Below are 13,798 nucleotides of genomic sequence, written 5' to 3'. Positions count from 1 at the left end.
TAGTTACTGCAGCAAACAATTTTTTTATTATTGATAAAGAAACTGAAAAAAATTATAATCTTTTTCATCACACAAAACCAATAATTCAAAAAGGATTGTATGTTAATGGAAGTGTTGTGTTTAGCAATTCTGATTTAAAAAAGCTTGAAGAAAATAACCTTCCAACCAAATTACTTCACCTCAATGATAAAGATAAAATTTCAAAAAATTTAAAAGAATACTTATCTATAGGAGAAGAAAAAGACATCCATAATCGCTATAAATGCAAAATCAGGAATAATTGGTACGTTATTCCCAATGTTTCTGAAAAACCAGATGCTTTCTTTTTTAAAAGAAGTCATTTATACCCAAAATTATTAAAAAACAATTCCGATGCTTTCGTAACTGATTCTGCTTATAAAATTGAAATGAAAAATGGATATAATATAAACAGCTTCATCTTTTCATTTTATAACACATTAACATTAATACTATCTGAAATTGAAGGGAGGTATTATGGTGGTGGTGTATTAGAATTGACCCCTAATGAATTTAAAAAATTAGCTATTCCGTATGTAGAAATTAGTGATTTTCAATTTCAAAACTTTACAAACAATTTTGAAAATAAAAATAACATTGAACAAATACTTGCGCAAAATGATTATAAAATATTAAATTCAATTCTTAATTTAAGCCAAGAAGACATTGAAAAACTTATTTCAATCAGACAAAAATTATTAAAAAAGAGAATGAGGTACTAAAAAAATCTAATAAAATAATAGAATAAATATAACTTATATCAATATAAAAAAGCGCCACAATTCTAATTGTAGCGCTTTTCTATTTTCTGTAAAACTCTCAGGTTAATTAAACCCCTAATTTCTTAGCAATTTCAGCAGGAATTCCTCCTTTGTTTACTAGTAATGCAGTAGTTTTATATTTTACGAAGTTCTTAGTTACAAACAAGAAACCTTTGTAGTCGTTTGTTTCTCCCCAAGAATTTTTTACGATATAGTATTCTTTTCCAGTTTGATCTTTTGCAAGACCAATAATGTGCATTCCGTGGTCGTCTGTTGTAGTGTAGTTATCAAACGCCGCTTGACGCATTTCTGGAGTAATTTCTGGTTCTGCTTTTGGTCCGTTAAACATGTCTGCTTTTTCTTCAGCCGTCATGTCGTCGAATTTTTTAGACGCTACATACGCTACACCGTTTTTCCAGCTAAAGCTTTTCTCGCTAACATCTGTTGCCCAAGCTACAGTGTATCCTTTTTTAAGAGCGTTGTCGATAACGTCTGTCATATCGTTCACTTTTACGTTGTAAACTTGATCCAATGACCAGTTGTCTGGCACCATCATAGTTGTTTTTTGGTAGTACGGAGCGTTTGTAAAAGATGACATTTCTACATACTCATCTGGGTTAATTCCTACTACTTCTTTAGCAAAAGTTTGTGGTGTATAGTTTTTTCCTTTGTAAGTAAAGTTTTCTGGCACTTTTCCTAAGTAAGAATCAATAACAGCTGCGTACGCTTTTTGCCAGTTTGGAGTCAATTCTCCGTTCGGGTTTTTCACCACTGCTGCAAGAACACTTTCCATAAGAGCTCCCATTTCTGCAAATTTGTTTTTGTCTGTTCCGTAGTTTAATCCTGTATAAACTTCTCTTGGTACAGTTCCGTATTTTTTATACATATTAATTACATCGTGAAGAGCACCTCCGTCACCAAGCGTAATTGCTCCGTGCATGCGAACATAGTTTACTCCTTTTTCTACATACACGTTTCTTGCAGAATAAATTTGAGAAAGCTCAACTGGCTGTTTTCCTAAACGAATCATTTCTGACTCTAAGAATGAGTTTGTTGAGTAACTCCAGCAAGTTCCAGATGATCCTTGAGATTTTACCGATGTTGTACCTAGGTTAATTACTTCTGTAAATTTGAAGTTCTCTTTACTTTTGTCGCTTGCATTTAGTTTAAGTGAATTTACTAAAATGTCTTGCGCAAAACAGCCTGCAGTTCCAGCCAAAAAGATTGAAGCAGCAAACACTGATTTGAATGAAAATGTATTCATAATTTATGTTTAAGATTTAACAAAATTAGTCTCCAATGTTTCCAATTTGTTACAAAACAATTAAATATTATACAATTTGTGTAATGTTTAGTTGTTAATGTTTTCTTAACGGCATTAATTATTAAGGCATTTAATACAAAAAGCCTCCATAACGTATCATTGAGACTTTTTGTGGTTATTAATTTATAAATTAACTTCTTACAAGTTTTTTGCTTCAAAATCTATCGCATCCAGTTGCTTCCAAAAACAATATAGTAGGCCCACTCTTCTGGCCCTCTGGCAACGTCTACTCCCATTCGGAGTTTAAACTTTCTGGCAATGAGATATCTAAAACCGGTTCCGTAACTGTAAATAACGGGTTTGGCAAAAGCCTGATCCCAATCGTTAAAGGCGCTGGCGAGACCTCCGTAACCCATTAAGCTCCATCGTCTGTAGAGATCCCATCTAAATTCTAACTCGCTCACAATACTGGTGTTTCCCATGTATCTCGCGGCTGGAATTCCGCGCATATTAATTCCTGGTTTTAAATAAAAAGGCGGACTCCCCAACGCCTGCTCTCCTTCAATCCTGAGTCCGCCAATTAAGGTTTTCGCCAACGGATAATATCCAATTGCCGATAAATTGATGCGCCACGCCTGATAATCGCTTCCTAGCGCTTTATCTGACCAGAAAAAATCGGACTGAAGCCGTATTCCTTTATCTGGCGTAAATATATTGTCACGTCCGTCAAACTGGAGCGCGGCTCCAAGCTGACTTATCGTACTTTTTATGTCTTTTGGGTCTACAAATGGCGGCGGAAGATTAAAGTCGGGCAGGTTTATTTTTGAGTTTAAAAACAAATACTGAGGTCCTACACTCCATTTGGCATTGTTAAACTGTTTGAGCCATTGTGTATAAAAAATAGTCGATTTAAAGTTCAATTTAAATTCCTCATCTTTCTGATTGGGCAAGTTATTGGCATAAAAGGATAAATTCATATCGCCATAAGCCGCAAAAGCCCGGTACAGAATTTTAGGTTTTACCAAGGTTGCAGAACGGAAAGCGCCAGCCATCCAGCTTTTGTTAGCCGTATACATTCCGACTCCTCCTGTAATATCTGGATTTATAAATCGTTTTTTTCCGTCTGCTTCAATAACAGGAGCGCGTTTTTTTAGAAAAATTGGTGCAACAGCAGCCCCAAATCCTCCAACAGCAGGCTCTGTAATTATGGTTGGCACGACTATAAATCCGTTGGCATAAATAAGAAAGTCGCTTAAATCAAAAGCTCCGTCTAGCGAATCTTTTAAAACTGCATGGTGTTTTTGTGCATTTAAAACATTAAACGATATTATCATACAAAGCAAAAACAGAACGCTTTTTTTTGTTGTTTTTTTGTTTTCCATACAGTGTTTATCGTTTTAGATTTAAATTTTCACTTCGTCAAGAAAAATCTCCAGCAATTATTTTTTCTTAAAACTGAATACGTGTGCCAGCGTAATAAAGAAAGTATTTCCCTGAAATCTATTTACCGCATTTACTTCGCCAATCCATCTAAAACCTGCCGAGGTCATACAGCCAAGATGCAAGTAATTTACCTCAGCGCCTAGTCCGCCAACTCGATCTTTGTCGGGTTCAACAACCAGAATGCTTCCTACTGGAATTTTATCGTCTGAAACTTTATATTGCAAATAATAAATCAGACCTGCATTGAATATGCCTTTGGGTGCGGTTTTTTCGGCATTCATACAATAAAACGTTTTTCCCAAACCTCCTTCAATACTTAAAATGTCTCCCGTTTTTATATCGGTGTCTTTCTTTTTTCCGTTGATTTCATAAGAGGCTAAAGCTGAAAAATGAATTGTCTTTTTATCATTAAAGAATAAAGTTGTCCCTGCCGAAAACTCATTCATAAACATTCCTAAACCGCTATTATCGCTAGCTCCAAGTTCATATTTTCCTGTTGGCATATACAATTGGTAACTGAATACAAAATCGGCTCTTTTGTTGTGCCAGCCTAACTGAACGGGCTGTATGTACATATCTGTAAATGCAAAACTGCTTTTAGAATCTACATAACTTCCTTGAATAGTATTAGACGCTCCAGCCAACAGAATTGTAGCACCGTAATTGGCTCCTAGAATTTTAAAATCGGTTACATAATTGGCTCCAGCACCTGTTATAAACATGGTAAGATCTGGATTGCCCATTTTATCTCCGTCAGCATTTCTTAAAGAAGATGCGCTATAAATATAGCCTGGAATGTAGACGCTCAATGTTTTATCTGGAGCCTGAGTTCCAGATTGGAGCCCCATTGCACCCAAAATATGTCCGCCTTTTAATTGAGCATTCCCACAAAAAGAAATCAATAAAAGCATTGCTGCATATATTGATCGGAATGTTTGTATTGAAAAAATTTTTTTTGCCTTCATGCTGAAATGTTTTAAAATAAATTAAGACTTTACAACCGCTGTCAACAACGCTATTTTGGAAGGGGATAATTTTATTTAAAATAATATGCTCCTTTATGATCCGGATTTATTCGTATGGTTTTAAAATATTCTGAAGGAGATTTTCCTGTATGTTTTATAAAAGCTCTAAAACACGTTGTTCGGGATTTAAAACCAGAGCCCCAAGCCATACCTTCTAAGGATAAGTCTTTCCACTCGGGATCGTTTATTTTATCTTTAAAATATTCAATCCTTTTGAGATTGACATAATCCTGAAAATGAAGACCAAATTCTGAATTTATCAAATTGGATAAATGATGTACCGATATTCCTGTTTCTTCAGCCAAATCTCTTATTACAAAATCTTTTTTTAAGAATAGATTTTTAGAGTTTAACTCATAATCTAATTTTAAAAGGTATTCTTCTCTTTTTTCAAGAGTCAGTTCGTTTGCAATGGGAAGCGTATTCTTTGTTTCTTTTGTTTTTACCATTAATGTATTGTCGACAACAAAATCGAATGACTCTTCTTCGTCATGAAAGATTTGAGGTTTGAAATAAAGCCAGCCAACCGTAAAAAACAATACAGAAGAAATGAGAATGTAACACGAAAGATCTGTTGCCTCTACTTTTTGCAATAAAAAATGATGTACAAAAAGTGCCGAAAATAAAAACAAAATCATGAGATTGTATACTCTAATCCAGTTAAGTACTTTATTATGATGAAATTGGTTTCCTGTAAATTTTTTCAGATCATAGTTTAAAATCAACATGGTTTGAAAAAAGACATAGAAAAGCCAAATCGTCAGTGTTAAAACAGAAAATGGATTTTTAATTAATCCCGCAATATAGTGGACCACTTTTATATTAGTGTAACTTCCGACATAAACAACGAGCGTTAAAAAGAAATAAATAGCAAATGGCACAAAATGCAGCCAGTCGTATTTTCTGAAACTTTTATTTAATGATAAAATGTTTCTAACGTACAAAAATGAGCAAGGAGCGGTTAAAAATATAAACGCTTTTGTGATGGTAAATAGATCTGGGAAATTTTTAAATAAATTGGCCGACAAATAAAAATTGTAGATACTTACCAACGCAAGACTCAATAAGAACATTCCCAAAAAGAAACTCTTTGAATAGTTTTTTTTGGAAAATAAAACCATAATTGCAGTGGCCAGGCCAGCAATTGTGGCTATAAAAAAGAAAAGGGAAAGTAAAATATCGATCATTTTTTTAAGCTTAAATTAGTAACAATTATTTTTCTTAAAATCTTAAAAATAGAATACGATGGGGGGGCGTATGCAGAAGTATAAAACATTGTACTTGCCAGACTTTGGCAAGTACAATATTGGGCTGTAGTTATTTTTTAACTGCTCCCGGAGGAAAACCAGTTAATATTTTTTTGATTGCATCGTTGATGAATTGTTCTGGATTGTCTGGTTTACTGTCAATTTCGGCATTTCCGATTCCTTGCCAAACCAGCTTGTCTGTTTTTGAAGATACGATATCTATAATTAATGATCCATCAACATAATCGTATGAGTTAAATGTTGTGGTACCGCCACCCATCATAGCACCGCCACCCCAATATCCATACGGACGATACATTCCGCCATAGCCATAAAAATTACTATCGGCTGTTACTTGAGTTTTATTTTTTAGAATAGAAACGGCATTAACTTTTAAATCAGGATTGCTGGATTCTGTAAATCCTTTTGCAAGCATTTCATTTCGGATTGCTTTTGCAACACGATCAACATTTAACTGATTTACTTGACCTTGCTGCGCTTTTAAGTCATAAACCGCAAAAGTTTTGTATTCGCTGAAGTTAGCAGAATGATCATAATCAGTTGTAACTTTTACAGTTGGAGAGCAGCTGTAAAACAAACCCAAAAATAAGACTGGGAGTATACGAAGACTTGTTCTTTTAATATTCATGTTGTGGTATTTATTAAATTAATAATTAAATCAGTTTAACTCGAATGTATTAAAATCGTAAAAATCTTGAACGGAGGACAAAAATGTATTAATAATTGTCAGCATGACACAAAGACCTACTAAACAATTACTTAGATCACTCTCAAAGATAAATCATTTTATTTAATTAACAGTATTAAATAAATAAAATCTTACTTTATCATTTTTTAACCTATTTTGTTCAAAATTTTAAGATTGTTTAAAGTTCTATTTACCTTGCACAGCTACATCATTATCTGTATGATGCTTATTAAATTTCTGCAGCTATAGGCAGTTTGCCATGTTTTATTGCTTCCAGCATTTTATTATAATCCGATTCGTTTTGATCGGCGTATAAAACTGAGAACTCCGAAATGGCATTAGCAAATTCGTTTGTATCTCCAATATAACCTGAAATCAGCGAAGGATCTCCCGAACGTGCGTGAGCCCTTGCAAGTGCCCATCCGCAGGCTTTGGCGTACTCTGCCATATTTTTAGGTTTCATCACTTCTAGCACCGGTTTTACTTTAGCATCTCTAAGCTGGCGTATGTAGAAGAACTTGTTTTTGCTGTCGTCTGTCCAGCCCAGAAACATATCAGATGCCGATTGCATTAGTTTTTGTCCCAGTACAATTCGTTCGCCCTGATGACTGTATTTTCCTTTTGTTTTTACATTTCCTTCCAATACGCTTTTCCGGGCTTCTTTAAACTGTAAAAAAATAGGTTCTCCAGTTGCTGACATCAGCAAACTAATCCCGCACAATGTTCCAACACTGCCAACCCCAACAACTTTTATGACTATATCATGAAGCTTATATCTGCTTAGCAAAACTTGTTTTTCTTCTGAAAGGGATTCTAAATATCTATTATGGATAATTTCTCCTTCTTTGGCAACTTGTTTTTCAAGATCTCCGGTTGGATGAAATATCAAAGGCGGATCATCTTTTATACGTGCTCTGGCTCCATCAAAATAGGTCATTTTGGCAAACTCCTTTTCATGGGCAGTATATTCTGATGCTTTTTTTATTCTCTTTTGGTCAAATTCTTTAAAGTCTTTGTCTCGGCCTAATTCAATCAGTTCTGCCAGATCAATATCGGCATACCAAATTTGAAGCGCTGAGAGTTTACTATAATCCAACATGTGCCGTTTATAACTGTCTGCAACATTCCAAGCAAATTCTTTACAATTTTTATTGGAAAATTTTCGCCATCTTCCTGCGATAACAAAACTGGCCGCAAGTCTTTTTACATCCCATTCCCAGGGTCCTGGATAAGTTTCATCAAAATCATTAATATCAAAAACCAGTTTCCGTTCTGGAGTTGCAAATCCGCCAAAATTCATCAAATGGCAATCACCGCAAAGCTGTAAATTTATACCCGATACCAGAGTGTGAGCCAAGTCGGCAGCCATGATAGCAGCGGCACCTCTGTAAAATGAAAAAGGAGATTCCATCATTCTTCTGTACCGAATAGGCAAAAGACTTTCAACCCTTCCCACACTGGTCTGAATTAAAATATCTACTGGATCTTTTCGGTTTTTAAAAGAATTCCATTCTCCATGCTTCGCTAAAGGGATTTTCTTTCTAATTGAAGCTCCTTTTTCATAGCGTTCAGCCTTTGATGCTATCGGATTAAATACGGTTTCGGCTGTATGTTTTGAATCTTCTTCCATAATTTCCGATAAATAAAATTAAAAAAACCGTTTTAAACTTCTTTTATTATTGTGGAAATATAAAGGCTACGACCGCTCTTAATCCCCAGTCTGGTCTTATGCTTGAATGCCCAACAACCGGAATTAAAGGCATAACAGCAAATTGCATGGTCTGACCTCCTAATTTTGTAATGGCGCCAACGTTTGGGCTAACGGTAATAAGAGTCGTTTTTCCTTCCCAGTTTTGGGTTATTTCTGAAGTGATTCCTAAACTTGCACCGCTTTTATAACTATGTGTTAGAAATAATTGCGTGTAAAACTGATTAAAATCTGCTCTGTCGGCATTTCCTGCAACAGACCAAATTTGATTGGCTAGAAAACCAATCGAAAGTCCTTTTCCTTGATGCATGACCAAAACGCTGGGTCCAATTCCAAACTTTTCTGTTCCTAAAAGTTTCTCTGTAGCAGTTGGCACCAAAAAAGCAGGACCAACTCCCAAGATAATTCCCTTTGTTTTAGGAGCAAAAAATGCTGTGACTGTTGCATCACTCAAACCAAACTCATGTGTGTTTTCTCCCGTAACATCCTGCTGATCTACAACTGGAAGAATATAACGCGTAATTAAATTTAAATTTTCACTCAACTTAAAAGGAACAACCGGCTGTATATTGATCTGATATTTTGATCCATTATAAGCACCAATACCGTAAGTAAGGTTATTTTGCAACGGGACACTAATTAAACTTGCTACAGGGTTGGCCATTTTATCGGCGAGTTCCTGTGCACTATTTCCCGGCTTTGGCTCTTCTTGTGCAAAAGATCCTAGTGAAATTGCAAAAAACAGAGTACTGAAAAATAATTTAAGGTCGATAAAATGCTTATTTTGTTTCATGAATATATTTTTAAAAGTTCTATCACTTTCAAAATCAAATTATTTATCAGCGAAAACCTGTTTCCAATCGTCTTTCATGCTTATTACATGATATTTATATTTTGTTGCCGTATTTAATGAAAGATTATCTTTTTCCTGATAATTGTATTCTCTAATGGAGTCATTATGGTTTACAATTAACTGAAAAGATGGATATTTACTTCCAGAAGAATATCTCAACATGGCAAGGTCGCCAGCTCCACCTTCATTTCCGCAAGCAAAAACAGGTCTTTGACCAATGTGTAGCTGTATGCCAACAGGTTTTCCTTCTTTGTCATTAAAATGATCTAATCCTGGTTCTCTTAAAACTGCATTTTTGGCATCATCAAATTTATATTTGAAAGACGTTCCCACAACCTGATCTTTTGGAATCCCGTAAAAATCCTGAGATATTGCTCTAACAACTTCAACCGTTCCGCCAGTAACAATGAAAGTTTTGAAACCATTTGCACGCAAATAATTCAAAAGTTCCAATTGAGGCTGATATCTGATTTGTTTTACTGGAACATTTTTACCAGGATATTGCGCTGTTTTAAAAAAATCATTAACTGATGCTTCAAATTCATCTTCTGTCATTCCAGTATGAGTTGCCGCAACCAATTCTATAAGTGCTTTATCGCCTCCTTTTTCAAAAAACGTTTTGTCTTTTTCAACCACGGCTTTAAATGGCTGTTTTTGAGCTAAAGCAGGATTAGCTTCTACCATTTTTTTTACTTTATAAAAAGCAAAAAGTTCTTGTACGTATGGTTTTTCTGCCCATAGAGTTCCGTCATTATCAAAGGTTGCAATCCTACTTTCTACCGGAATAAAATCCGGACTTCCTTCTTTGGTTACTTTTTCAACGTAAGCGATAATGTCTTTTTTTAAAGCTCCATCATTCCAGCTTGGTAATGGATCTCCGCTATTTGCGGTAGTTTCTGTTTGTTTATTTTCTGTTGGAGCAGTTAAAGTATCTGATTTTTTACAGGAAAAGAAAAACAAAGACAAAACCACCAAAGACCAAATTGATATATTTTTTTTCATGATGTTTTTATGTTAGTAAAAAAGATTCAGACTTTTCAATCTGAATCTTTTTTTAGATTATTTATTTTTTCTTTTTTGAAGCTGCCTCTTCTTCTTTTAACTTAGGTAAAACATTTTTCTCTACATATTTTTGTGCTTTGATGTCTTTCATTGCTTCTTCCATAATAGTATAAGCAGAGAAACTTGGTGGAATTGATCTTGGAGGATATTCTTTAAATGTCTCTGCAAATGCAACCACATCTTGAATTGCACCGTACATTAACTGTACGTGATTTAACTGCCATTCCCAAAATGAATTAGAAGTTATATCTGCTCTCTCAAAAGGATCTTGATACAAATTGAAAATCTTTTGTAAACGTAGTTTTGTAAACGGTTCTGCCCAAACTCCCATTGTACCTTCTAGTCGCTGTTCTGCAAAAACATACTTATAATCCCCTTCTCTTAAACCAACTAAAAGTCCATCATCATCTGTATAAAAGAATTTTTCTCTGAAACTTTTTTCTGTCTTCCCTTCCAAAAATTTACTTTGATCAAAACCATCTAGATGCACCTTGTATGTTTTTCCGTTTGCAGAGTAACCTTTTAAAAGTTTGTTAACGATATCTGGTTCTCCCGCAATTGAAGCGAATGTAGGAATCCAGTCATTATGACTCATCAATTCTGTAGTTACAGCTCCTGGCTTAATATGCCCTGGCCAGCGTACAATACATGGTACACGGAAAGCTCCCTCCCAGTTCGTATTTTTTTCTGAACGGAAAGGTGTCATCGCACCATCAGGCCAAGTATTCATGTGAGGTCCATTATCTGTAGAATACACTACAATAGTATTATCAGCAATTCCTAACTCGTCTAGTGCTTTTAAGATACTTCCAATAGTTTCATCATGCTCAATCATACCGTCGATATATTCACTATCTCCGTGAGTATATCTACCTCTATGTTCTGCTCTTACGTGTGTACGAAGGTGCATACGAGTTGCGTTAAACCAACAGAAAAATGGCTTTCCCGAAGCGCTTTGTCTCTTGATAAAATCAATTGCTGCAGCAGAGGTTTCATCATCTATAGTTTCCATTCTTTTTTTGGTAAGGGCTCCAGTATCTTCAATTTTTTGTTTTCCAACTCTTCCAAAACGAGGATCGGTAGTAGCGTCATCAGCATTTGTTGCAGTACATTTTAAGACTCCACGTGGTCCAAATTTTTTCAAATATTCTGGATCTTTTGGATAATCTGGCAATTCTGGCTCTTCCTCTGCATTTAAGTGATACAGGTTTCCAAAGAATTCATCAAAACCATTAACGGTTGGCAAACTCTCATTTCGGTCTCCTACGTGGTTTTTACCGAATTGACCAGTCACATATCCTAAACTTTTCATGATTCCTCCTACTGAAGGATCTAACTGGCTCATTCCCATTGGTGCTCCTGGAAAACCTACTTTTGTAAGCCCAGTTCTTAAACCGTGCTGTCCTGTTAAGAATGCTGCACGCCCAGCTGTACAACTCTGTTCTCCATAATAATGTAAAAAACGTAAACCTTCATTGGCTAAGCGATCAATATTTGGGGTAGTATATCCCATAAGTCCATCACTATAAGCACTTATATTAGTAGTTCCAATATCATCTCCCCAAAGCACTAGGATATTTGGTTTTTTGCTCTGTGCTGTAACAGAAACTCCCGTAAAAAACAGCAATGCAAATACTCTCAAGGTATCTGCAAATCCGTACTTAAATTTGATTTGTTTCATGATAATAAAAATTCGTTAATGATCTTGTTTATATGAGTTTGAAAAGCAAAAAAATAAATAAGAAAAATGATAAACTATGAAAAGGCATTTCTAATCTGGGTTGCATTTTTTTGAATGTTTCAAATTCATTTTTATTTTAAAATCTGAAACAAAATAATTTTAACTTTTTCTTAAGTATCTCAAATTTAACTAGTAAAAGAGCGAACTATTGAATTTATTCGGCATGAACTTGTTTCATATTATAAAATGAAACAAGAAAATTGGAGAATTTGCACCAAAATGTTTCATTTTAAAAAATGAAACACATTAAAACATCAGAAAATTAAGAAGTTGTGTTTAATTTAAATAAGGACAAAAAAGAGGTAAATAACGATTTAAGTTCGTATTTTGAGTAGGTGTTTTTTAAAAAATGGTCAAATGAAACAAAAAATTCTTCTTTTTTAGGTAAAATTTTAACAAATTGTGAGTTGCAAAACATTCCTAAAAAGACAAAATAACAACTGGGGAAAAGCAAATGAAGTTTTGCAAAAACAGGCTAAAACAAAAAAAACCGCTTACAGAAGCGGCTTTTTTTAAATTATTAAAGAATAAATTATTCGATTTCAGAAACTCTCATCGTATTAACCATTCCTTTATCTTTAATTGGCATTGCAGCAAGGTTGATTAAATAATCTCCTTTTTGTGCATAACCTTTTTCGATTGCAATTTGATTTACATCTGTTACAGTATCATCTGTACTTTCTTCATTATCATAGTAGAAAGATTTAACTCCCCATAATAAATTCAATTGTGTTAAGATTCTTCTGTTTGAAGTAAATACTAAAATGTGAGCCGTTGATGGTCTCCAAGCTGAAATTTGGAACGCTGTATAACCACTATTAGTTAGCGTACAAATCGCTTTGGCTTCAATTTCGTTAGCTAATAACGCTGCTTGGTGGCAAACTGTTTTAGTAACAAAACGTTTAGTTTTAATTTGTGGTGTATTTTGAGGCACTTGAATAAGCGGAGAGTTTTCTACAGCCTCGCAAATTTGCGCCATTCTTTGAATTACTTGTACTGGATAGTTTCCTGTAGCAGTTTCTCCAGACAACATTACAGCATCTGCGCCATCCATTACTGAGTTAGCAACGTCGTTTACCTCTGCTCTTGTTGGAGTTAAGCTTGTAATCATTGTTTCCATCATTTGTGTAGCAACGATAACAGGAATTCTAGCTGTTTTAGCTCTTCTGATCAAATCTTTTTGTACCAATGGAACTTCGTGAGCAGGAAGCTCAACACCAAGATCTCCACGAGCAACCATTAAACCATCACAATATGCTACAATTTTGTCCATGTTCTCAAGAGCTTCTGGCATTTCAATTTTAGCAATAATTGGAATTTTAACTTCTGAATGTTTTGCAATTAACTCTTGCAAATCTTGTAAATCGCGTGGAGTTTTCACGAATGAAAGTGCGATCCAGTCTACTTTTTGTTCGATTGCAAAAATAGCATCTGCAATATCTTTTTCTGTTAAAGCTGGTAAAGAAATTTTTGTGTTTGGAAGATTAACTCCTTTTTTAGATTTTAATTCTCCACCTTGAATAACTTTAGCAACAACCTCTGTTTTTTTATCCGTTGAAACAATTTCAAAAATAAGTTTACCATCGTCAAGCAAAATACGCTCTCCAACATTTACATCATTTGGGAAATTTTGATATTTCATAAATGCTTTTTTTGCATTTCCGATAATATCTTCTGCAGTTGTAAAAGTGATTTCATCACCATCATTTACCACAGTTCCTTCTTCCATTACACCAACTCTAAGTTTTGGTCCTTGCAAGTCTCCTAAGATTGCAGTTGTGTAACCAAACTCTTCGTTTAATCCTCTAATAATGTCGATTTTTTCTTTTACTCCTTCGTAATCTGCATGCGAAAAATTGATTCTAAACACATTAACACCTGCATCGATCATATCTTTAATGATCTCTCTTGTACTACAAGCGGGGCCAAGTGTAGCAACAATTTTGGTTTTCTTGTTTGTTAGCATT

The 13,798-nt window shown here is 34.6% G+C and carries 10 protein-coding genes and 1 pseudogene; 1 reads left to right on the top strand and 10 read right to left on the bottom strand.

Annotated elements, in window-relative coordinates:
• Window positions 1–740, top strand: a pseudogene (locus tag BSF41_RS17045) (type I restriction endonuclease subunit M); the annotation flags it as partial.
• Window positions 741–846: 106 nt separating this feature from the next.
• On the opposite strand, the gene BSF41_RS17040 reads toward BSF41_RS17045, so the two are convergent.
• The 10 genes from BSF41_RS17040 to pyk all read right to left on the bottom strand — a co-directional run bounded on the left by BSF41_RS17040 (window position 847) and on the right by pyk (window position 13,797).
• Window positions 847–2,043 (bottom strand): aminopeptidase C, encoded by a 1,197-nt coding sequence (locus BSF41_RS17040; RefSeq protein ID WP_095930702.1) that lies wholly within the window; start codon window positions 2,041–2,043, stop codon window positions 847–849.
• A 221-nt stretch (window positions 2,044–2,264) separates the two neighbouring features.
• Window positions 2,265–3,425: a BamA/TamA family outer membrane protein gene (locus BSF41_RS17035; RefSeq protein WP_095930701.1), complete on the bottom strand. Its 1,161-nt coding sequence runs from the start codon at window positions 3,423–3,425 to the stop codon at window positions 2,265–2,267.
• Window positions 3,426–3,482: 57 nt separating this feature from the next.
• Complete coding sequence (locus BSF41_RS17030) at window positions 3,483–4,451, bottom strand: transporter (RefSeq protein ID WP_095930700.1); 969 nt, start codon at window positions 4,449–4,451, stop codon at window positions 3,483–3,485.
• Window positions 4,452–4,522: 71 nt separating this feature from the next.
• Window positions 4,523–5,698 (bottom strand): AraC family transcriptional regulator, encoded by a 1,176-nt coding sequence (locus BSF41_RS17025; protein ID WP_095930699.1) that lies wholly within the window; start codon window positions 5,696–5,698, stop codon window positions 4,523–4,525.
• A 130-nt stretch (window positions 5,699–5,828) separates the two neighbouring features.
• Window positions 5,829–6,407 (bottom strand): DUF4136 domain-containing protein, encoded by a 579-nt coding sequence (locus BSF41_RS17020; RefSeq protein ID WP_095930698.1) that lies wholly within the window; start codon window positions 6,405–6,407, stop codon window positions 5,829–5,831.
• A 289-nt stretch (window positions 6,408–6,696) separates the two neighbouring features.
• Window positions 6,697–8,097 (bottom strand): DUF2252 domain-containing protein, encoded by a 1,401-nt coding sequence (locus tag BSF41_RS17015; protein ID WP_095930697.1) that lies wholly within the window; start codon window positions 8,095–8,097, stop codon window positions 6,697–6,699.
• A gap of 46 nt (window positions 8,098–8,143) precedes the next feature.
• Window positions 8,144–8,968 (bottom strand): hypothetical protein, encoded by an 825-nt coding sequence (locus BSF41_RS17010; RefSeq protein WP_095930696.1) that lies wholly within the window; start codon window positions 8,966–8,968, stop codon window positions 8,144–8,146.
• 39 nt (window positions 8,969–9,007) lie between these two features.
• A complete protein-coding gene (locus tag BSF41_RS17005) occupies window positions 9,008–10,030 on the bottom strand; it encodes an HAD family phosphatase (protein WP_095930695.1) in 1,023 nt (340 codons plus the stop codon).
• A 61-nt stretch (window positions 10,031–10,091) separates the two neighbouring features.
• The gene (locus BSF41_RS17000; protein WP_095930694.1) at window positions 10,092–11,771 is read right to left on the bottom strand and encodes an arylsulfatase; all 1,680 of its coding nucleotides are present in this window, start codon (window positions 11,769–11,771) and stop codon (window positions 10,092–10,094) included.
• A gap of 592 nt (window positions 11,772–12,363) precedes the next feature.
• Window positions 12,364–13,797 (bottom strand): pyruvate kinase, encoded by a 1,434-nt coding sequence (gene pyk / locus BSF41_RS16995; protein WP_095930693.1) that lies wholly within the window; start codon window positions 13,795–13,797, stop codon window positions 12,364–12,366.
• Between the last annotated feature and the right edge of the window lies 1 nt (window position 13,798).

This window comes from Flavobacterium sp. ACN2, from assembly GCF_002303885.1.
Classification (GTDB): Bacteria; Bacteroidota; Bacteroidia; order Flavobacteriales; family Flavobacteriaceae; genus Flavobacterium.
This window is presented reverse-complemented; position numbering and strand designations above follow the sequence as displayed.